The sequence below is a fragment of the Catenulispora sp. MAP12-49 genome (assembly GCF_041262705.1).
Classification (GTDB): domain Bacteria; phylum Actinomycetota; class Actinomycetes; order Streptomycetales; family Catenulisporaceae; genus Catenulispora.
On record NZ_JBGCCP010000020.1, the window covers coordinates 46,823 to 67,212 of the forward strand.

General features: G+C 69.5%; 16 protein-coding genes. 12 read left to right on the plus strand and 4 right to left on the minus strand.

Features of this window, described 5'->3' with window-relative positions; all coding sequences use genetic code 11:
- Positions 1-95 precede the first annotated feature (95 nt).
- Positions 96-920 carry an alpha/beta fold hydrolase gene (locus ABIA35_RS30940; protein ID WP_370360195.1) on the minus strand — a complete coding sequence of 275 codons (825 nt, stop codon included), beginning with the start codon at positions 918-920 and terminating at the stop codon, positions 96-98.
- Between the two features lie 757 nt (positions 921-1,677).
- Between ABIA35_RS30940 and ABIA35_RS30945 the strand changes: the two genes are divergently transcribed.
- Positions 1,678-2,412 (plus strand): hypothetical protein, encoded by a 735-nt coding sequence (locus ABIA35_RS30945; protein ID WP_370346357.1) that lies wholly within the window; start codon positions 1,678-1,680, stop codon positions 2,410-2,412.
- A 16-nt stretch (positions 2,413-2,428) separates the two neighbouring features.
- Positions 2,429-2,818: a hypothetical protein gene (locus ABIA35_RS30950; protein WP_370346355.1), complete on the plus strand. Its 390-nt coding sequence runs from the start codon at positions 2,429-2,431 to the stop codon at positions 2,816-2,818.
- Between the two features lie 103 nt (positions 2,819-2,921).
- Here the strand turns inward: ABIA35_RS30950 and ABIA35_RS30955 are convergent, their stop codons facing one another.
- Complete coding sequence (locus ABIA35_RS30955) at positions 2,922-3,923, minus strand: DUF4184 family protein (RefSeq protein ID WP_370360196.1); 1,002 nt, start codon at positions 3,921-3,923, stop codon at positions 2,922-2,924.
- Here ABIA35_RS30955 and ABIA35_RS30960 point away from each other — a divergent pair.
- Complete coding sequence (locus tag ABIA35_RS30960) at positions 3,832-6,078, plus strand: ATP-dependent RecD-like DNA helicase (protein WP_370360197.1); 2,247 nt, start codon at positions 3,832-3,834, stop codon at positions 6,076-6,078. The genes ABIA35_RS30955 and ABIA35_RS30960 overlap by 92 nt on opposite strands.
- 30 nt (positions 6,079-6,108) lie before the next feature.
- Here the strand turns inward: ABIA35_RS30960 and ABIA35_RS30965 are convergent, their stop codons facing one another.
- Positions 6,109-7,239, minus strand: a complete 1,131-nt coding sequence (locus ABIA35_RS30965) for a PP2C family protein-serine/threonine phosphatase (RefSeq protein ID WP_370346349.1) — start codon at positions 7,237-7,239, stop codon at positions 6,109-6,111.
- A 208-nt stretch (positions 7,240-7,447) separates the two neighbouring features.
- Between ABIA35_RS30965 and ABIA35_RS30970 the strand changes: the two genes are divergently transcribed.
- The 7 genes from ABIA35_RS30970 to ABIA35_RS31000 all read left to right on the plus strand — a co-directional run bounded on the left by ABIA35_RS30970 (position 7,448) and on the right by ABIA35_RS31000 (position 16,413).
- The gene (locus tag ABIA35_RS30970; RefSeq protein ID WP_370346347.1) at positions 7,448-8,458 is read left to right on the plus strand and encodes an ABC transporter permease; all 1,011 of its coding nucleotides are present in this window, start codon (positions 7,448-7,450) and stop codon (positions 8,456-8,458) included.
- A 75-nt stretch (positions 8,459-8,533) separates the two neighbouring features.
- Positions 8,534-9,067 (plus strand): ArsR/SmtB family transcription factor, encoded by a 534-nt coding sequence (locus ABIA35_RS30975; RefSeq protein ID WP_370360198.1) that lies wholly within the window; start codon positions 8,534-8,536, stop codon positions 9,065-9,067.
- A gap of 300 nt (positions 9,068-9,367) precedes the next feature.
- Complete coding sequence (locus ABIA35_RS30980; RefSeq protein WP_370360199.1) at positions 9,368-11,245, plus strand: glycosyltransferase family 2 protein; 1,878 nt, start codon at positions 9,368-9,370, stop codon at positions 11,243-11,245.
- Between the two features lie 5 nt (positions 11,246-11,250).
- Positions 11,251-12,333 carry a UDP-glucose 4-epimerase GalE gene (galE, locus tag ABIA35_RS30985; RefSeq protein WP_370360200.1) on the plus strand — a complete coding sequence of 361 codons (1,083 nt, stop codon included), beginning with the start codon at positions 11,251-11,253 and terminating at the stop codon, positions 12,331-12,333.
- Positions 12,330-13,736, plus strand: a complete 1,407-nt coding sequence (locus ABIA35_RS30990) for a UDP-glucose/GDP-mannose dehydrogenase family protein (protein ID WP_370360202.1) — start codon at positions 12,330-12,332, stop codon at positions 13,734-13,736. The genes galE and ABIA35_RS30990 overlap by 4 nt, the downstream gene beginning before the upstream one ends.
- On the plus strand, positions 13,721-14,701 hold the full coding sequence (locus tag ABIA35_RS30995) for a UDP-glucuronic acid decarboxylase family protein (RefSeq protein ID WP_370360204.1): 981 nt from the start codon (positions 13,721-13,723) through the stop codon (positions 14,699-14,701). The genes ABIA35_RS30990 and ABIA35_RS30995 overlap by 16 nt, the downstream gene beginning before the upstream one ends.
- Positions 14,702-14,706: 5 nt before the next feature.
- Positions 14,707-16,413 (plus strand): right-handed parallel beta-helix repeat-containing protein, encoded by a 1,707-nt coding sequence (locus tag ABIA35_RS31000; RefSeq protein WP_370360205.1) that lies wholly within the window; start codon positions 14,707-14,709, stop codon positions 16,411-16,413.
- On the opposite strand, the gene ABIA35_RS31005 is transcribed toward ABIA35_RS31000, so the two are convergent.
- On the minus strand, positions 16,323-17,912 hold the full coding sequence (locus tag ABIA35_RS31005) for a DHA2 family efflux MFS transporter permease subunit (RefSeq protein WP_370360207.1): 1,590 nt from the start codon (positions 17,910-17,912) through the stop codon (positions 16,323-16,325). The two genes, ABIA35_RS31000 and ABIA35_RS31005, sit on opposite strands and share 91 nt — an antisense overlap.
- A gap of 20 nt (positions 17,913-17,932) precedes the next feature.
- On the opposite strand from ABIA35_RS31005, the gene ABIA35_RS31010 reads away from it, so the two are divergent.
- Together ABIA35_RS31010 and ABIA35_RS31015 are read left to right on the plus strand one after the other, a co-directional pair.
- A complete protein-coding gene (locus ABIA35_RS31010; protein ID WP_370360208.1) occupies positions 17,933-18,448 on the plus strand; it encodes a MarR family winged helix-turn-helix transcriptional regulator in 516 nt (171 codons plus the stop codon).
- A 1,227-nt stretch (positions 18,449-19,675) separates the two neighbouring features.
- Positions 19,676-20,368 carry an aspartate/glutamate racemase family protein gene (locus ABIA35_RS31015; protein ID WP_370360209.1) on the plus strand — a complete coding sequence of 231 codons (693 nt, stop codon included), beginning with the start codon at positions 19,676-19,678 and terminating at the stop codon, positions 20,366-20,368.
- The last annotated feature ends 22 nt before the right edge of the window (positions 20,369-20,390 follow it).

A 20,390-nucleotide genomic window follows, 5' to 3' on the forward strand; every position in this document is an offset into this window, starting at 1 on the left:
TCTTGCCGTGGCCGTTTCCGCGCGGTTCGCGGGGACACCTGGTTCGCGGGACCCCCGGTCCGCAGGGACACCCGGTAGGCAAGGACACCCGGGCGTCACGCCAGCAGGAACCTCCGCAGGTGGGCGCGCACCACGTCGAACTGCTCCAGCCAAGGCTCGTGCCCGGCGCCCTCGATCCGCGTCAGCGGAACGTCGAGCCGCAGCGCCAGCGCCTCCAGCGCCGACAGGGGGCGGGGGTCGTCGGCTCCGCCGAGGACCTCGGTTCGTGCGGGAAGACACGCGCGCAGCCGGTCCACGTGCCGCTCCAGCGGGTCCGAACGTCCCTCGTCGCCCAACTCGCTGTTCATGGCCCAGTTGACGGGCCGACGCTGCGAAGCTCCCCGCATGGCCCAGCGCCAACCGCGTTCAGGATCGGCATGGTCGGTGAACCAGGCCAGCGCGAGGAGCTCGACCTCCTGCTCGTTCGTCCGCGGGGTCAGCTCTTCCAGTTCGCGAAGCCGCATTTGCTGAGCGGCGGACATGCGACGGTCGCGTTCGGCTCGATAGCCGGCCCGCCAGTCACCGACAAACGGTCCGCACAGCAGCACCATCGCGGCCACGCGGTCAGGGTGCCGCAGACAGAAGCGGCTCGCCAGATCGGTGCCGTAGGAGTGCCCGATCAGCACCGCCTCGGGCACATCCCAGGCATCGAGCAGCTCGGCGAGATCGTCCACGTGCCGGGCGAAGCAATGACGGCCCCGCCACCGGGAGCGACCCGTGCCACGCTGGTCGTACCGGTACACCGGCACCAGATCGGCGACCATGGCGGCGACCTCGCCCAGGTAGTCCGGCAGCCCCGGCCCGCCGTGGAGCATGACGACAGGCGGCGTTCGTGCCTTGTCTCCGAGCGCGATCCAACCAATCTGCGCCCCGTCGGTCATCGGAGCCAGGCCCCGCGTCTCCGTCAAGGTCACCACAGGGAACATACCGGTGGTCCCGAGGCACAGCGAGGGGTCCACTACATCCAGCAGATCAGCACAGCAGCTGACAACGGCAGCACCCTGGCTTCGTCCGCACGTCGAGTCAGGCTGGTGCTAGCGCCGACCGTCCGCCGGTGGGCACACCCACCCGCCGTTGCGCTGTGCGGGCGGCACGGAGCACTGTTCGTTGGGCTGGCCGCCGATGTAGTCCTGGTACCGGGATGGGGGTCCCGCGGGCCTGTCGGCGCCTCCAGACGATGCGGCGGTCGCGGTGACCGCGGCGGCCATGCCGAGAAGCAGGGCTGCCGAGCTGACGATCGTTGCACGACGCCGCGCGGCGATGGGGTGGTTGGTCACTGGACGGCCTCCCCGGCACGTGGCGTTCACCGCGCTCTGCGGTCTTCCATGCAAGTAAACCACCTGAATGCGGCATCTGATGCGAACCGCGGCTTGTCCGATGCGCTGCTCGTTCACCCGGCCCACAGGTGCGAGCCTGGTCAGCTGGTTGCTGAAGCCGCCGCGGAGCGGCTGTCACGCTGCGTGGTTTTACGCGGCTTTTACTCGTGCGGCGCGCGCTCGTCAGAGACTCAGTGTTCTGATTGACTGTCGGCCCATATCGGCCGACTGCCACCAACAAACCGGGGAGAATCCAGTGGCGCGTCGAATACCCATTGCTCCACGACGTCGAGCGCTTGTCGGCGTGACAAGCTTTGTGATCATGCTGGCAGCCGTGTTCACGACGTCGGCGGCGGCGAAGGACGCGGGCAACACAACGCCGACACCGAGTCAGCACAAGTACCAGGACTACCTCACGGGATCAGTCACCGCGACGGCCGCGTCGAGTGACCAGTGCGCCAAGCCGATCGCCCAGCGCGTCGGCGGTTGGTCGTGCCCGACCAGCGCCCCGCGGCTGAAGCCGGCCACGGGCTGGTGTGACGCTGCAGGCTGTTATTACGAGAACAGCCAGTACGACGTCCAGTTCGACAGCGACAGCAGCAACTGGGGCTACGGTTCGACGACGCTCGGCACCATGTCGGGCGTCTTCGAGTGGACTTTGAACGGAACCCTCATGACCTGCAAGCCGTTCACGTACAGCAACTCGGAGGACACCAACACCGTCACCATGTCCGGCCAGCTGATGAACCCGCCGCCCGGGCAGGTGGGCAGCGTCATCGGCGGCACCTACGAACAGCACAGCTTCCCGGGCCTGGTGTTCTCGGCCGCCTGGCCTCCGCCCGGATACCAGGCTTCGGACAACCAGAACTTCAACAGGACCTCGGTGCAGGAGGAGGCCTGGAGCCTGGCCGGGTACCCTGGGTACTGGTACTTCTTCGTCAAGAGCCCGATTGCCACCACGGCGTGGTCGACCAAGCCGTACGGGGGGTTCCACTTCCTGGGCATCGACGCGAGCAGGGAGCCGGCGCAGTCCCACGGCGGTGGCTGGCACGACTAGAAGCCTGAGGTTGAGGATGACCCCGTCCGAACGACGACTCGAGGACTACCTGGCGGCCGGCAACATGCCGGGTGACCGGGACGCGCACGATCCCGCGTCGATCGAGGCGGGAACGTCCACAGATGCCGGGCCCCATGGGCCGGATGTCCGACACGACGTTCCAGAGCACGTCACGATCACGTGCTATCCGCGGGCAAGCCACCATCCCACTTATTGGACCGCGGTGTGGTGGCACGCGACGGGCCTCGGTTTCGAAGGCAAGGACATGATCATCGAGCAGAGCGGCGATATCGAGTCCGAGCGCCCGGACGAAGCCGTTGCCTGGGCCGAGGCCCGGTGCGCCGACATCCGGATCGCCACGCCGGCGAACGATGGCTACGTGCCGCTCGCCGAGTACTTGGCGTAGGCGGCAGCTTGTCGGCCCCGCCGCCCGCTCCGGGCGGCGGGGCCGACAAGTCCCGTGACGGTCCGGAAGGAAGACGGTCTGCCACCTTCCAGAGACGGTCGTTCTAGACGCGGCGCAGGGCCAGCAGCGCGTAGAGGAACACCGCGATCGTGGCGCCGGCGACCGCGCCGAAGGCGAGGACGGGAACCAGCGAGGTCCACGGCATGCCCGGATGGGCCCACTCGGTGGCGCGGTAGGCGGTGCCCAGGGCTGCGAAACCGGCGATCAGGCCGAAGGCCAGGCGGCGGTTGCCTGCCGGGGGTGCGGTGTTCGTGCCCGATTGTGCGGCGCGGCGCATCTCCTGCGCGGTCCAGTACCCGAGTGCCCCGACGCCCAGCACCGAGCACCCGTACTGGAGCAGGACGTACGGCGGTTCGCCGAAGATGCGGGCGTTCTGCAGCACCGGGAAGAGCCTGACCCCGATGCGGCCGGGGTGGGTGAAGTCGTCCCATGCCACGTGGGTCACCGCGCCGATGACGGCGGACAGAACGAACCACGGCACTAAGGAGAGCCGGGAGAGCCGGGAGAGCCGGAAGAGCTGGATCCTTCTTTCCCGGGGCGCCGTCAGCTCCTCCGCGGCCGCGGCCCAGCGTGCCGGCAGCAGGCGCACCAGCGGCGCGCGCAGCAGCAGGTGCCAGGCGGCGGCGAGTGCGACGGTGATCGCCACGTCGAGTGTGGGCACGGCCGCCCACGTGTGCGCGAGATCGCCGAGCGCGAACGCTCCGGCGAAGTAGGGGACGTCGGGCGCCATGGCGCCGAAGACCAGTGCGGAGCCGATCAGCCCTCCTCGCGCCTGGCCACGGTGCATCAGCGGGAGGACAGCTGCGGGATGGGCAAGGGTGAACGGCACGAGGGCCACCCTACGCAAGGGAGCAGCACGTCTGGTGGTGGCCGCGATTACACTGGCGAAGCCATGCAATGCCGACCGCTGAGGGCTGGATTCCCCGCTCGTACCCAGTGCCGAGGGGAAGTGCGTGTCGGCCGTGAGTGAGTCCGACCCGGTCGGCGAGGTCCGGCTTGAGGCCGCGGTGGAGCGCCTGATCTTTGTGCGCGCCGACGAATACACCGTGGCTCGCCTCCTGTCCGAGGAGCAGGGGGAGTTCACCGCTGCCGGTGCGGCGTTGGCGGGTGTACAGCCCGGTTCCGTCGTGCTGGTGGACGGACGTTGGACGCAGCACTCCCGGTTCGGGGCGCAGTTGTCGGTGCGTGCGTGCGAATGCGTGTTGCCGTCGCACATCCGCGGCATCCGCATGTACCTGGGCTCGGGTCTGATCCGCGGCATCGGACCGGGACTGGCCGCCGCGATCGTCGAGCGCTTCGGTGAGGACACGCTGAAGGTCATCGACGCCGATCCGGCGCGGCTCACCGAGGTGAACGGGATCGGCGCGGTCCGCAAGGACCGGATCGTGTCCTCCTGGGTCGGGCAGAAGGTGATCCGGGATCTGATGGTCGTGCTGCAGGGGTTCGGGATCTCGCCGCTGATGGCCGCGAAGATCTACGCCGAGTTCGGGGCGGACTCGCCGGCGGTGGTGCGCAAGGACCCGTACCTGCTCATCGAGAAGGTCCGCGGCATCGGCTTCGCGGTCGCCGACAAGATCGCGCTGGCTTCCGGCGTTGCCGAGCAGGATCCGAAGCGCCTGCGGGCGGCGTTGGCCGACCGGCTGGATGCCGCCCGGCGCGACGGCCATTGCTATGTGAACCGCACCCGCCTGCTCCTGGAGGCGGCCCGGCTGGTGGGGCAGGATCGGGAGCTGGTGCGCATCGAGCTGGACCAGTTGGCCGCGCTGCGGGCGGTGGTCGTCGAGCCTGATCCGAACCCTGATCTGTATCCTGATACGAACTCTGATTCGGCGGACGCCGGCTCGTCGGCGACGGTCGTCTTCGCCAAGGTGCTGCACCACACCGAGCGGGCCCTTGCCGCCGCGATCACCACCTTGCTGCGCGCCGACTCCGATGTCCCCGCCGCGGCCCGGCGGCGTGCCGAGACGCTCGACGTCGACCATCCCGGCCTGCACGACGGCCAGCGCGCGGCGGTGCGGATGGCACTGACCCACACCGTGTCGGTGCTCACCGGCGGTCCGGGGTGTGGCAAGAGCCACACGGTGAAGACGATCGCGCAGATCGTGAAGGCCGGCGGCGGCCGGGTGACGCTGGCGGCTCCCACGGGCAAGGCCGCCAAGCGGCTCTCGGAGCTGGTCGGCATGCCGGCGATGACGGTGCACAGGCTGGTGGCCGATCTCCCCGACGCTGATCCGGACGCGTTGTTCGACGACAGTCCCCTGATGGCCGACCTGATCGTCGTCGACGAGGCGTCCATGCTGGACGTGTTCCTCGGCCTCAAACTCGCCCGCCAGGTTCCGCCGGGTACGCACCTGCTGCTCGTCGGGGATGTCGACCAGCTGCCGTCCATCGGTCCGGGCAGCGTCCTGGAAGACCTGCTGCGGGTGCCCGAGATCGCGCGCACCGAACTGACTCACGTGTTCCGCCAGGGCGAGGGCTCCTCCATCACCGTCAACGCCCACCTGATCCGGGCCGGACGGATGCCGAACCCGCGCACCAGCGAGTTCTGGTTCGAGGAGGCCGAGGACTCGGCGCAGGCCGCCGAGCGGATCCTGGACATCGCCACGGTCCGGATCCCGACCTCGCACGGCGTCCCGCCGTCCGACGTCCAGGTCCTGGCCCCGAGCCGGCGCGGCGTGACCGGTACCGTGGAGCTGGGCCGTCGTCTCCAGGAACGCCTCAATCCCGCCGACCCGGACAAGGCCGAGTACTGGGCCGGCACCTCGGTGTTCCGGATCGGGGACAAGGTGATGCCGATCCGCAACGACCCGAACAAGGGCAGCTCCGGCATCTTCAACGGCACCACCGCCGTCGTCTCCGGCCTCGACACGCAGTCGCGGACCGTGCAGCTGCGCACCGACGACGGCGACATCGCGGTCTACGACTTCGACGAACTCGACGACCTCCTGCATGCCTACGCCATCAGCGTCCACCGCTCTCAAGGCAGCGAGTACCCGTATGTCGTCGCTCCGCTGACCACGGAGACGGGGCCCTTGATGCTGTACCGGAACCTGCTCTACACCTTGGTCACCCGGGCCAGGAAGCTCGTTGTCCTGGTCGGCCAGCGCCGCGCCCTGGAGATCGCCGTCCACAGCGCGAGCCGAGACCGCAACACCGCCCTGGCCCGGCGGTTCGAGGCAGAGCTGGACAGGGTTTCCTGAGCGAACAGGGTTTCCTGAGCTGAACAGGGTTCAAGCCTCGCGGCGGACCGCGAGCACCGCCGCGTCGTCGGTCATCCCGTCGGCGGAGTAGGCCACCACGTCCGCGAGCAGCTCGTCGAGGAGCGCGCCGGGTTCCTGCGCGCGGAAGGTCGCCAGCCTGGTGGCAAGCGGGTAGAACCGGTCATGGCTGTCGCGTGTTTCCGATACGCCGTCGGTGTGCAGCAGAAGCAGGTCGCCGGGCTCGAGGTCGACCGTCCTGCCGCGGAGAGGGGCGCCGGTGAGCGCTCGCAGCCCCAGGGGCGGTGCGTAGGCGGGCGGCTCGACCTCGCTCACGGTCCCGGAACGGCGCCGCAGGAGCGGGGGCGGGTGGCCGCAGTTGACGACCTCGACGAGGTCCTGCGTCGGCGGGATCGCGAGCAGCACCGCGGTGACGAACCGCTCGTTCTGCCGGTTCTGTGCGAGTGCGCTGTCCAGGCGCTCCGCGAGCCGGGCGAGGTCCGGTTCGATCCGGGCTTCCGCTCGGAAGACGCCGAGGACGTCCGCGGCGGTGTCGACCGCGGCCAGGCCCTTGCCCTGCACGTCGCCGAGCAGCACCCGGGTGCCGTACCCGGTCTCCAGGACCTCGTAGAGATCCCCGCCGATCCTGGCCTCCGCCGCGGCGGCCAGGTACCGCACGCCGACCCGCAGCCGGCCGATCCTGCCCGGGACGGGACGCAGCAGGGCACGCTGGGCCGCCTCGGCGACCGTGCGGACCTGCTGGAGCTCCCGCTCCCGCGTCTTGACCAGGACGACGCCGGCGGCGCTGGCCAAGGTCACGGCCACCACGGCGGCCACCGCCTCGAGGTGCACGGCGGCCGCCACGTCCTGGTTGGCCAGGGCGAGCAGCCCGACGGCGATGGCCGCGAGCGCTCCGGCGGCCAGGGGCACCCGGGCGGACCTGGCCCCCGCCGCCGCCAGCGCCGGGACCGCGGCGAGTATCGAGGAGAAGGTGGTCTTGGGCCCGGTGAGCAGGTCCAAGAGGATGGCCACGGCGATCAGGACGTACGCCCCGGTCAGCAGCCAGCGCGACCGCCCGGGCAGCGCGGCGGGCCTGGCCGCACCCGCCGGCGCGGCCTCCGCCACAGCACCCTCGGGCGCGCTGACTCCTCGGTCGTGGGCCACATCTCCAACTCTCGTACCTTTCGCACACTCCGGCGACACGAGGGGGCGGGGGGCTGACCGACGTGCGTGCAAACACGACAGGGCCCGTCGATGCCCGTGCATGCCATCACGACTGATCGGCCGAGGAGCCAGCGCGTCTTGCCTGTCCCATGGGCAGTGCCTATTATCCCAACATGCCTTTGGATAATGCCGACCGCCGCCGCACTCCATGATCACCTACATCATCAGGCGTCTGTTCTCAGCAGTCGTGCTGCTGTTCGTGATCTCTCTGATCACGTTCTTCATCTTCTACGTCTTCCCGCGCCTGGGCGGGCAGACTGCGGAGTCGATGGCGGAACAGTACGTCGGCAAGACCCAGAACCCCGCCGCGATCCAGGCGGTCATCCACCGCTTCGGGTTCGACCAGTCGGTCTGGACTCAGTACGGCCGTTTCATCAAGGGCATCTTCGTCGGGTACGACTACGACACCGGTACGCAGATGTCGCACTGCCCGGCCCCGTGCCTGGGCTACTCCTTCAAGACCAACGAACTGGTGACCCACAGCATCAGCCAGTGGCTCCCGGTCACGATCTCGCTGGCGATCGGCTCCTCGATCCTGTGGCTGGTCTTCGGTGTCGCCGTGGGCGTCGCCTCGGCCCTGAAGAAGGGCTCGTTCATCGACCGGGCCGGCATGATCACCGCGCTGGTCGGGGTGTCCCTGCCGGTGTACTTCGTCGGCCCGCTGCTGGCGCTGGTGTTCGTGGTCAACTGGCACATCTTCCCGGACCCGGGCTACGTTCCGATCAGCCAGGATCCGTGGAACTGGTTCACGCACCTGCTGCTGCCCTGGATCGCCGTGGCCTTCGGCCTGGCGGCCCTGTACGCCCGCCTCACCCGGGTCGGCATGCTGGACACCATGAACGAGGACTTCATCCGCACGGCGCGGGCCAAGGGCCTGCCGGAGCGGACGGTCGTCTTCAAGCACGCGCTGCGCGCCGCCCTGACCCCGATCGTCACGATCTTCGGGATGGACCTCGGCTTCGCCCTCGGCGGCGTCGCGCTGGCCGAGCAGGTCTTCAACCTGCCGGGCATCGGCCGCGAGGCGGTCGACGCGGTGGGCCAGTCCGATCTGCCCGTCCTCATGGGTGTCACGATCGTGGCCACCGCCTTCATCGTGCTGGGGAACCTGGTCGTCGACCTGCTGTACGGCGTCGTCGACCCCCGGGTGAGGGGCTCATGAGCAAGGGATTCGTCTTGCGAAGCCGGGCATGCCGCACATGTTGTGCGCTAACCAAGCGATGCGTAGCATCCCAACATGTCTTTGGATAATACCGGGCTGGTTCCGCTCCGAGCCCTGGCCAACCCGTTGCGCCTGCGCATCGTGTCGTTGCTGATAGGCGCGGCGATGTCGGCGACCGAGGTGGCGCAGGAGCTCGGCATCGCGCACGCGTCGGCGAGCTACCACCTGCGACAGCTCGCCGCGGCCGGGTTCCTGCAGCGGGTCGAGGAGGTCAAGGACCCGGACACCCCGGTCGGCCGCGGGCGGGCACCGGTGCTCTATCGATACGACCCGGCCAGCGCCCATCGCCTGGACACCTCCAGCGGTCGGGAGCTGCTGTATGAGGCGACGTTCACCGACCTCCGCCGCCGCATGCAGGTGATGACCAGGCAGCGGTCGACCACCGACGCCGAGGTGTGGGTGGGCCGCGAGGTCTGGGATGAGGCGTGCGACCTGGTCTTCCAGGCCATACAGCTCATCCACGACAAGGCGGGTCAGCCGCGGGCCGAGGGAAGGGTGCATGTCAGCATGACGGCGTTCATGTTCGAGCTGGACGACAGTGCTCAGTGATCAAGATCCTGATGCTCAAGAAGTCGTCAAGGAGCTTGGCGGCGCGGCATGGCGACGTCGTGTGCGGGTCCGTTTTCCGGCAAGACGGTGCGAGCGCCGGTGAACCGGCTCCGATTCCCAGCTGTCTCGTTCACCTGCGCGGGGAGTGATGTCTTGACGGGGAATTGAGGGGGCTTCTTGAGGAGACGATGACGATCCTCTTGAGGAGAAATTGACAGCATCTTTATAAGCGGTGGACGTCACCGGTCGAGCCTGGGGCCAAGGACAACGTAGAAGCTCCGCCAAGAACCAGGTGAAAGCATGAGGTCCGCCCACCGCGTCACGAAGTGGAAGCAGCGCCTGGCCGCGACCCGTCGCCGCGCGCCGGATCCCGCCGCGTACGCGTCGCTGCAAGCGCAGATCGTGGAGCTCTCCGGTGGGCGCGTCGCTCGTATCACGCCGCATGGGCCGCTCTTCGCGCGGCCGGCGCACAAGTTCAGGATCGACCGGTCGACGCTGGTTCCGACGCTCACGCGCGGCTACCGGGTCGCCGTCGCCGTGCTGGCGGCGGGCTGGGCGGTCTGCTTCGTGGTGTTCTGGCAGTGGTGGTTGGAGCCGGGGCACCTGGTGACGTGGGCCGGGCTGGTGCTGACCAGCCTGTTGTTGCTCTACCTCACCTGCCAGGCCAGCTACTTCCTGCTCGCGGTCTCGCGGCTGCCCAAGGTCGATCCGGCGACCGTGATCCCGCGGCTGCGGCTGGCCATCGCGGTGACCCGGGCGCCCTCGGAGCCGTGGTCCATGGCGCGCCACACGCTGGAGGCCATGCTCGCGCAGGACTTCCCCTATGCCTACGACGTCTGGCTCTGTGACGAGGATCCGTCCGAGGAGATCGAGCAGTGGTGCCGCTCGCAGGACATTCACGTGTCCACGCGGCGCGGGGTCGAGGCGTACAACCGGACCACGTGGCCCCGGCGCACCAAGTGCAAGGAAGGCAACCTCGCCTACTTCTACGACCGGTGGGGCTACCGGGATTACGACGTCGTCGTCCAGCTCGACTGCGACCACGAGCCGGGCCCCGGCTACCTCGCCGAGGTCGTCCGGCCCTTCGCCGACGCGGCCATCGGCTACGTCGCCGCCCCCAGCATCTGCGACGCCAACGCCGCGGACTCCTGGGCCGCCCGGGGCCGGCTGTACCGGGAGGCCCCGTTCCACGGTCCGTTCCAGCTCGGGCACGTCGACCGGCTCGCCCCGGTGTGCATCGGCTCCCACTACGGGGTCCGCACCCAAGCGCTGCGCGAGATCGGCGGCCTCGGGCCCGACCTGGCCGAGGACTTCACCACCACGTTCCTGCTCAACTCGGCCGGCTGGCAGGGCGCGTTCGCCATCGACGCCGAGGCCCACGGACTGGGCCCCATGACCTTCACGGACATGGTCACCCAGGAGTACCAGTGGTCGCGCAGCCTGGTGGCCATGATGTTCGGGATGATCCCGCGGCATATGCACCGGCTGCCGCTGCGTAAGCAGCTGCGGTTCGCGATCGTCCTGATCTACTACCCGCTGCTGGCGCTCGGAGCCATGGCCGGCATCGCGCTGCCCGCCGTCGCCGCGGTGACCGGCCGGGTCTGGGTGAGCGTCAACTACGCCGCGTTCCTGGGCCACATGTGGGCGATGACGATCTGGCTGCTCGCGCTGCTGCTCCTGCTGCGCGGCAGAGGGCTGTTACGTCCGCGCACCGCGCCGGTCCTGAGCTGGGAGCTGTGGCTGTTCATGCTCGCGCGCTGGCCGTACGTCGCCTGGGGCGTGATCGGGGCGATCGTGCAGGAGACACTGCGCCGGCCCATCTACTTCAAGGTCACGCCCAAGGACCGTACGGGACATGAGACGCTGCCCAAAGGCCTCGTTCTGCCGTTCGTCGTGATCGCCGTCGGCCTTTCGGGCGCCGCGATCGTCGGGGAGCTGACCGGGCCCGCCGTGGGATACGTCTTCCTGTGCATCCTCGGTTCCTGCGCGTACACCGCGGTCAGCATCCTGGTCGCCACCTTGCACGTCAGCGAGGCCGCCAGAGCCGCAGGCACGCGTCCGCGCAGCGCTTTCGCCACCGCGCGAACTCCTTTGATGATTTCCGCTCTGCCGCTGCTGCCCCTGGCCGCGTCCATCGCCCTCTACCCGGCGTACGCGATCGCCGTTCTGCACGGGTGATCGCGATGACAACGGTCCTCATCACCGGAGGCGCGGGATTCATCGGCAGCCATACGTGTGCCGAGCTGCTCAGCCACGGCTACGACGTCATCGTCGCCGACGACTTCTCCAACAGCACGCCGCAGGTCTTCGGGCGCATCCAGGAACTCACCGGCCGCCGCGTCGGCGCCGTGTACGGGGTGGACATCTGCGACCGGCGGGCCCTGACAGCCGTCTTCGAACGGCACCAGGTCGACGCCGTCGTGCACTTCGCCGCCCGCAAGGCCGTCGGCGAATCGACCCGGATGCCGGTGGAGTACTACGACACCAACGTCGGCGGCACGACGAACCTGCTGCGCACCATGCAGGAGCACGGGGTGCACCGGCTGGTGTACTCCTCGTCCTGCTCGATCTACGGCGACGCCGGAGGCGGCCCGCTGGACGAAGCCACCCCGGCCCGGCCGACCAATCCGTACGCGGCCTCGAAGTGGGCCTGCGAGCAGATCCTCGCCGACGTGTGCCGCCGGTGCCCGGAGTTCATGGTGGTGGCCTTGCGGTACTTCAACCCGGTCGGGGCCCACCCGAGCGGACTGCTGGGCGAGGATGCCCGCGGCGTTCCGGCGAACCTGATGCCGTACCTGGCTCAGGTGGCCGTCGGCCGGCTCGCACGGATCGACGTGTTCGGCGACGACTACGCCACCGCGGACGGTACCGCCGTGCGGGACTACATCCACGTCATGGACACGGCCCGGGCCCACCGGATCGCGCTGGACCGGATCGCCGACGCACCGGGCATGCGCGTCTACAACCTCGGCGTCGGAAGGGGCCGTTCGGTCCTGGAGGTCATAGAGGCCTTCGGCGCCGCCTGCGGTCGGCCGATCCCGTACCGGATCGTCTCGCGCCGCCCGGGCGACGTCCCCGAACTGGTCGCCGACGCGACCGCCGCGGCGCGCGCCTGGGGCTGGCATCCAACGCGCGACCTCGCCGACATGTGCCAGGACGCCTGGCGGTTCCAGCGGCTCAACCCCGACGGCTATGCCCGGCGACAGCCGGTTAAGGCGAACGCGAACGCGAAGGCCAACGACAGCCGGATAGGAGCAGTGACATGAAGATCACAGTAATCGGGACCGGATACGTCGGCGCCGTCCACGCCGCGTGCATGGCCGACATCGGGCACGAGGTCCTCGCCGTCGACATCGACGCCGAACGGATCGCCGCCCTGGCCTCGGGCCGGGCGCCGGTCCACGAGCCGGGCCTCAACGAGATCCTCGCCCGGACCCTGGCATCGGGCAGGTTGCGCCTGTCGACCTCCCTGACCGAGGCCGCCAGAGCCGCCAGCACGCACTTCATCTGCGTCGGCACCCCGCAACGCCCCGACGGCAAGGCCGCCGACCTGCGGTACGTCGACGCCGTCGTGGACGGCCTGGCCCCGCACCTGCGTCCCGGCAGCCTGGTGGTGGGCAAGTCCACCGTGCCGGTCGGCACCGCGGCCCGGCTCAACGCGCGGCTGGCCGCGGCGTCCCCGGGCACCGAGGTCGCCTGGAACCCCGAGTTCCTGCGCGAGGGCTCAGCCGTCGACGACACCCTGCGGCCGGCCCGGCTCGTCGTGGGCGTGGCCTCCGCGCACGCCGAGGCGGTCCTGCGGGCCGTCTACGCGCCCATGCTGCGGGCGGAGGTCCCGTTCTTCTGCACCGACCCGGCCACCGCCGAGCTGGTGAAGGTGGCGGCGAACGCCTTCCTGGCGACCAAGATCTCCTTCATCAACGCCATGGCAGAGGTCTGCGACGCGGCCGGCGCGGACGTGTCGGTCCTGTCCGCGGCGCTCGGCGCCGACCCGCGGATCGGCCCCCGCTTCCTGCAGAGCGGACTGGGATTCGGCGGCAGCTGCTTCCCGAAGGACATCCGGGCCTTCGCGGCCCGCGCCGCGGAGATCGGAGCCGCCGAGTCGGTGGAGATCCTGCACGAGGTCGACCGGATCAACCTCAGGCAGCGGCAGCGCACCGTCGAGCGCGCACGGGAGCTGCTCGGCGGGAGGTTCGCCGGCCGCCGCGTCGCGGTCCTCGGAGCGGCCTTCAAGCCCGACAGCGACGACGTGCGCGACTCGCCCGCCCTGGCCGTCGCCGACATCGTCCACCGGCTGGGAGCCGAAGTCCGGGTCCACGACCCGCAGGCGCTGGACAACGCGCGGGCCGTCTCCCCCGAACTGAGCTACGCCCCGGACGTCCCCAAGGTCTGTGAAGACGCCGACCTGGTGCTGCACCTGACCCCCTGGCAGGAGTACCGCGAGCTCGATCCCGCGGCGCTCGCCGAGGTGGTGCGTGTGCCCGTGCTCCTGGACGCCCGCAACAGCCTGGACCCCGAGCCCTGGTGGTCGGCCGGCTGGAGCGTGTGCGTGCCGGGACGGCCGTTGCTGTCCGCGTCGGCGCCGGCAACCACATCGGCATTTACATCGGTGCCGTCGACCACGTCGGCGTCACCCGATCGAGGAGGAGACCAATGCATGTCGTCGTGACCGGAGGAGGTGGATTCCTGGGCACCCACCTCTGCGAAGCCCTGCTGCGCAGAGGAGACACGGTCTGGTGCCTGGACAACTTCTCCACGAGCAGCCCGGAGAACATCGCCCGCCTTCGCGGCCATCCCGGCTTCCGGCCCGTACGCACCGACGTCACAGCGCCCTTCGACGTCCCGGCGCCGGTGCACGTCGTGGCCCATCTCGCCAGTCCCGCCTCACCTCCCGACTACGACCGGCTGCCGCTGGAGACGCTGGCCGTCGGCAGCCGGGGGACCGAGAACGCCCTCCGCCTGGCGCTGCGACACGGCGCGCGCTTCCTGCTCGCCTCGACCAGCGAGGTCTACGGAGATCCCGCGATCCACCCCCAGCCCGAGGAGTACTGGGGCAACGTCAATCCGATCGGCCCGCGCAGCGTCTACGACGAGGCCAAGCGCTACGCCGAGGCGCTGGCGTCGGCCTACCGGCGCAGCCGCGGCCTGAACGTCGGCATCGTCCGGATCTTCAACACCTACGGCCCGCGGATGCGGCCCTACGACGGACGAGTGGTGTCCACCTTCATCCGGCAGGCGCTGGAAGGCAGCCCCCTGACGATCCACGGCGACGGCACCCAGACGCGCAGCTTCTGCTACGTCGACGACCTCATCCGGGGCATCACGGCGATGGCCGACAGCGGCTGCGCCGGCCCGGTCAACCTCGGCAACCCCAGCGAGTACACCGTCCGGGAACTGGCGGATCTGGTGCTGCGAGCCACCGGTTCACGCTCGCGGATCGAGTACCGTCCGCTGCCCACCGACGACCCGACCCACCGGCAGCCGGTGATAGCCCGGGCCCGCGAACAACTCGGCTGGTCTCCGGTGATCTCCATCGAGGAGGGCCTGGAGCGCACCATCGCGTGGTTCGAAGACCAGCGCCGGCAACCGGACCGGGCCGGACATCGCGTCCGTCCCGTCCTCGCGGGAGCCTGATCGCCATGCTCCCGTCGACGGCCGCCACCGGGCTCGCCCGGTTCGCCAGGGTTGCCCGCGTCGTGCCGTGGGCTGTGGCCACCGTGGCCGCCGTGGGCCTGGCGGTCGCCGCAAGCGGGTGCGCCGATCTTCCCCACTACGGGCCGTCGGCGCACACGTACTACGTCAGCCCGAGCGGCCACGACGGCGACTCCGGCACCTCGGCCGGCGCGGCGTGGCAGTCCCTGGCACGCGTCCAACAGCAGCAGCTGCGGCCCGGAGACCAGATCCTGCTCCAGGGCGGAGCCCGATACTCCGGCACCCTCACGGTGGCCGCCGGCGACGCGGGCAACGCCGGACAACCAGTGGTGATCGGCTCGTACGGCAGCGGAAACGCCGTCCTGGCGTCGTCCGGCGACGGCATCGACGTGCACAACACCGGCGGTGTGGCCATCCGGGATCTCACCATCACCGGGGTCGGCGCGCCCTACGCGCACGGTACCGGCATCAACCTCTACAGCGACCTGCACAGCGGTGCGAAGCCCAACCACGTCACCATCTCCGGTGTCGACGTCTCCGGTTTCCAGACGGGTATCGGGATCGGCTCCGCCTCCTACACCGGCTTCGCGGAGGTGGCGGTCCATCAGGCGCGGTTGCACGGCAACGAGGATTCCGGGCTGAAGACCTACGGTCCGGACTTCGAGGTGGCCCACCCCGCGTACGCGAACCAGAACATCGACATCGAAGCAGTGCAGGCATACGACAATGCCGGCGACCCCGCAGTGCTCGCCCACAGCACCGGAAACGGCATCAGCCTGGGCAGCGTCAGCGGCGCCAAGGTGAGCGGATCCACCGCGTACAACAACGGCTTCGCATCGGCGGCCCTGGCCCATGACGGACCTGTGGGGATCTGGACGTACAACTCCACCGGCGTGGTCATCGAGCACAACACCGCCTACGCCAACCACACCGCCTCCCTCGCCGACGGCGCCGGGTTCGGCATGGACGACAACGTCTCGAACTCGACGATCCAGTACAACCTGGCCTTCCACAATGACGGACCCGGCATCTACGTCTACACCGACGAGCCCAGCAGCCTCTACACCGGCGACACGATCCGCTACAACATCAGCAACGACGACGGCCGCAAGATGCCGCAGAACGGCGGCCTGACCGTCTACGGGACGTATATCAGCGGCCTGGACGTCTACCAGAACACGGTGGTCATGGCCGGGACCGGGGGACAGGCGCCGGCACTGCTCGTGAGCGGGAGCCAGAACGGCATCACCATCCGCAACAACGTCCTGGCCACCGACGGATCGCCGCTGGCCACCGTGCTCGGAGTCACCGCCTCGCACGTCGTCCTGCAAGGCAACGACTACTACGCGCCGTCCGGGCTGTGGTACGTCATCTGGTCCACCAAGACGTACACCACCCTGGCCGACTGGCGCGCGGCGACTGGCGCGGAGAAGCTCTCCGGCCAGCCCACGGGGCTGACCGTCGACCCCTGCTTCAGCGGCGGCCGGCTTCCCGAGATCCGGACCACCGCCGAGGCGCAAGCGATCGTCCCCGCCTGCACGAACCTCGCTGGCAAGGGTCTCGACCTGCAGAAGCTGTTCCAGACGAACACGGGAACGACTGACTACTTCGGGCGCGCCCTGAGCACGCCGCCACCGGTCGGAGCCGCTGTTCCGGTGGTCCCGGGTTCGAAGCCTGGCGGGAGCGCTCCCTGACCGGACCGTTGTCGTGGTACCCGGCGGTGCGGACCAAGCCGGGGTGCGCCGGGCTCGGCCGTACTTCCGCTCCGACGGCGGCGACCCAGGCTGAAGGCGTAAAGCCCGGCGAGCAGCGCGGTCCCGGCGAGGACGAGAAACGCCCTGTGGTACCCCGCCACCGACGGCGATGGACCGGCGGCGGCCGGGTGGCCGTGGTCGTGCCCGTGGCCGGAACCGAGGACGAGAGCGGCGGTGACGACCGTCGGCGCCAGTGCCATCCCGAACTGCCGGACGACCGTGCCCAGGGTCGCGGCCTGGGCCGAGTCGGCCCGGTCGACGGTGGTGAGCGAGGCCAGGGTGACCGGGATGAAGAAGGCGCCCATCATCACGCCGAGCAGGAACATGTAGAGCCGCAGCGTCCCCAGCCCGGTGTGCAGGTCGCAGGTCGCGAACAGCAGCTCGACGCCGGCCACGCCGAGCAGGCCGCCGCCGATGATCGGGCCGGGGCCGACGCGCTGATAGAGGACGCCGACCAGCTGCATGGTCAGCAACACGCCGAAGGCCTCGGTGAACGTGGCGCTGCCGGAGGCGAAGGCGTCGCGTCCCTGCGCCTGCTGAAGGAACAGCGGGACCAGGAACATCGTGCCCATCGTCGGAATGAGTCCGACGAGGCTGACCAGGCAGGCCTTGCGGAAGAACCGGTCGGTGAACAAGCGCAGCCGCAGCGCGGGCTGGTCGGTGCGCAACTGGTGGCGCACGGCTATGCCGAGCAGGGCCGCGCCGGCCACCAACGGGAGCAGGACGCCAGGTGTGGCCCACCCGTGATCCGGCCCGGCGCAGACCCCGTACATCAGGGCACCCATCGCGGCCGCGCTGAGCAGCAGACCGGCCAGGTCCAGCCGGGCGGCGCGGTGGTCGCGGTGCTCTCCGAGGAAGAGCAGCCCGAACACGACGGCCGCCAGACCGACCGGCACGTTCACGTAGAAGACCCAGCGCCATCCGAACGACACCACCAGCGAGCCGCCGAGCAACGGCGCGATCGCCGGAGCCAGCTGCTGGGGGATGATCGTGATCCGGGACAGCCGTATCTGTTCGTGGTGCGTGAAGGTCCTGAACACCAGCCCCTGCGAGACCGGCATCAAGGCCCCGGCGGACAGGCCCTGCAGGGCGCGGAAGGCGACCAGCTCGGGAAGATTCGCGGCGGCGCCGCACAGCCCGGAGGCCAGGGTGAACAGGGCCAGGCCGGTCAGGAGCACGCGGCGCGCGTCGTAGCGTTCGAGCAGCCAGGCGGAGGCGGGGATGACCATGCCCAGGCACACGGGATAGACCACGACGACGCCGTCCAGGCCGGCGGGGGACAGGTGGAACTGACGCGCGAGCGAGGGAAGCGCCACCGTGGTGATCGAACCGTCGACGATCACGATGAAGACGGTGAAGACCGACATGACCGGTACGATGACGCGCTGGTTGCGCAGGGGCGCAGGCGTGCGGCGGGACAGGGTGTCGCGGACGGGCATGATTACTGAGCATACTCACTATGAGCGTACTCAGGATAGACGGGAGCGGTGCGGACATGGCGCGGCAACATCACGGGAGCAGCGACGTCCTGGTGGACGAGCTCTTCGACACCACGGTGGTGTTGCGCTCCTTCGTGGAGAGCAGACTGCGTCCCCTGAGCTCCTCGGTGGCCCGCCTCCGCGCACTGCGCATGCTCGCCCGCGAGGGCGTCCCGCTGCGCATGCGCGACCTCAGCGAGCTACTGGGCGTCGCGGCCCGCACCACCACGACGATCGTGGACAGCCTGGAGCACGACGGCCTGGTCGAGCGCGTCCGGCACTCCGACGACCGCCGGGCCTTCCTGATCTCCCTGACCACCGCCGGCCGCGCCCACTATGACCAGGCGGAGGCCGTGGACACCCAGGCGCTCGCCGACGCCACGGGCACGCTCAGCGCTGAAGAGCGGGAGCAGCTGCGTGTGCTGCTGGGCAAGGTTCGGGAGGCGGTGCACCAGGAAGTGCACCAGGAAGTGCACCAGGAAGTGCACCAGGAATAGGTGGCGGTAGCGGTAGCGGTAGCGGTGGCGATTTTCGGAGCCTCTGAATTTGTGGGTGCGTGGGTGTGGCTGGTTGCGGTTTGTTTGTGGGTTGACAGGCGCAGGCGTTTCTTGACGGCTTCGCGCATGGTTGGCGGGATCGTTGGTGGCGCGGGTTGGGGGTGGCGCTGGTTTCGGGGGGCGGTGGTGGTGTGGGCAGGTGGTCGGGTCTACTGCGACAGTCAAGGTCAACTGCGAAGGCCAAGGCGAAGGCGAACTGCGAAAGTCAAGGTCAAGGGCTAAAGGCGCCTCCGGCGGCGCCTGCGCGGCGAGCGGCCTCGCTCCGGGGAGTGGGGGTCGCGCTGCTGGCTGCCGGTCGCTGCTTGTGGTCGCCTCTGTCCCGGCTTCCCCGTCGCTTCGTCGCCCGGAGGGAACCATCCCGGCCTGGGCGGTGTCAAGCCGGATCGCTGTTGCTGGCCACCGGTTTGGTTCGGCTGGACACCGCCCAGTCCGGGATGGTTGTGCAAGCACCGCCGAAGCGACGGGGAATCCGGGACAACCCCCGCCTGTGGGAACGGTTCCCGCACCTTACGCACACACCACCCGGCCGCCGCTGTACCTCGCCGAGTGGACCCCGTCCACACCACAGGCGGGTTTGTCCCGGATTCCCCGTCGCTTCGGCGGGCGTAGCCAAGCAGGCCGGGCCGGTGGTGTCAAGCCGCTGATACTGGACCCACAGCTCTGCGATCCGGCTTGATACCACCGGCCCGGTCTGCTTCCGTAAGGCGACGATGCGACGGGGAATCCGGGACGAAGGCGACCACAAGCAACGTCCGCCGCCGGGCAGCGCAACCCCCACTCCCCGGAGCGAGGCCGCTCGCCGCGCAGGCGCCGCCGGAGGCGCTTGTAAGTCTTTGACCTTGCCCTTGGGCTGTCGCAGTTGCCCTTGGTTTTCGCAGTAGAGCCAACCACCTACCCACACCACCGCCGCCCCGCGAAACCAGCGCCGCCCCCGACCCGCGCCACCAGCGGATCCCGTAAACCATGCGCGAAGCCGTCAAGAAACGCCTGCAAGCCCCCACCCCAGCTGCACCCGCACGAGAAACTCACCCACCATAAGTCAGAGGCGCCCAATTCCCAGCACCAGCACCGGCACCCGAGGCCGCGCGAGCAAGACCGTCGGCACCGCCGCACCTGCCGGCCCACATCGATTTGCGGCCAGATCCCGGGGCGGGCCACCGTTGGGGCATGCGAAGAATCGGCTTGATCGGCGGGATGAGCTGGGAATCAACTGCCGAATACTATCGGCTGCTGAATCAGGGGGTCCGGGATCGTCTGGGCGGCCTGCATTCGGCCTGGGTGCTCGTGGCGTCGGTGGACTTCGCGCCGATCGAGCGGATGCAGCAGAGCGGTGACTGGGAGGCTTCGGGTGAGGTGCTGGCTGGCGAGGCTCGGGCGTTGCGGGCTGCGGGGGCCGAGCTGATCATGATCGGCACCAACACGATGCACAAGGTCTACGACCAGGTTGCGGCGGCGGTCGACTGTCCGGTGCTGCACCTGGGCGACGTCACGGCGCGCGCGGTGCGTGCCGCCGGGCTGGAGCGCATCGGTCTGCTGGCCACCCGCTACACCATGGAGCAGGACTTCTATCGGCAGCGCCTCGCGGACGGGGGAGTGGAGTCGCTGATCCCGGACGAGGCGGATCGGGAGCAGGTGCAGCGGATCATCTACGACGAGCTCTGCGTCGGGGTCGTGACCGAGGAATCGCGTGAGCTGCTCATCGCGATCGGGCAGCGGCTGGTGGACCGGGGAGCGCGTGGGATCGTCCTCGGGTGTACCGAGCTCGAGCTCAGTGTCCGGATCGGCGACCTCGCGGTTCCGGTCTTTCCGACCACCGCGTTGCATTGCCAGGCGGCCCTCGATGCTGCGCTCGCGCCGTGATCATCTGCTTGACCTTGCTATT

Bases quoted from the DNA above. Each gene is read 5' to 3' on its own strand.
- ABIA35_RS30970 (WP_370346347.1), top strand. From the start codon at position 7,448: ATGATCACCTACATCATCAGGCGTCTGTTCTCAGCAGTCGTGCTGCTG.
- ABIA35_RS31005 (WP_370360207.1), bottom strand. From the start codon at position 17,912: ATGCCCGTCCGCGACACCCTGTCCCGCCGCACGCCTGCGCCCCTGCGC.
- ABIA35_RS30940 (WP_370360195.1), bottom strand. From the start codon at position 920: ATGACCGACGGGGCGCAGATTGGTTGGATCGCGCTCGGAGACAAGGCA.
- ABIA35_RS30975 (WP_370360198.1), top strand. From the start codon at position 8,534: ATGTCTTTGGATAATACCGGGCTGGTTCCGCTCCGAGCCCTGGCCAAC.
- ABIA35_RS31000 (WP_370360205.1), top strand. From the start codon at position 14,707: ATGCTCCCGTCGACGGCCGCCACCGGGCTCGCCCGGTTCGCCAGGGTT.
- ABIA35_RS30950 (WP_370346355.1), top strand. From the start codon at position 2,429: ATGACCCCGTCCGAACGACGACTCGAGGACTACCTGGCGGCCGGCAAC.
- ABIA35_RS30980 (WP_370360199.1), top strand. From the start codon at position 9,368: ATGAGGTCCGCCCACCGCGTCACGAAGTGGAAGCAGCGCCTGGCCGCG.
- ABIA35_RS30990 (WP_370360202.1), top strand. From the start codon at position 12,330: ATGAAGATCACAGTAATCGGGACCGGATACGTCGGCGCCGTCCACGCC.
- ABIA35_RS31015 (WP_370360209.1), top strand. From the start codon at position 19,676: ATGCGAAGAATCGGCTTGATCGGCGGGATGAGCTGGGAATCAACTGCC.
- ABIA35_RS30995 (WP_370360204.1), top strand. From the start codon at position 13,721: ATGCATGTCGTCGTGACCGGAGGAGGTGGATTCCTGGGCACCCACCTC.
- ABIA35_RS31010 (WP_370360208.1), top strand. From the start codon at position 17,933: ATGAGCGTACTCAGGATAGACGGGAGCGGTGCGGACATGGCGCGGCAA.
- ABIA35_RS30945 (WP_370346357.1), top strand. From the start codon at position 1,678: ATGCTGGCAGCCGTGTTCACGACGTCGGCGGCGGCGAAGGACGCGGGC.
- galE (WP_370360200.1), top strand. From the start codon at position 11,251: ATGACAACGGTCCTCATCACCGGAGGCGCGGGATTCATCGGCAGCCAT.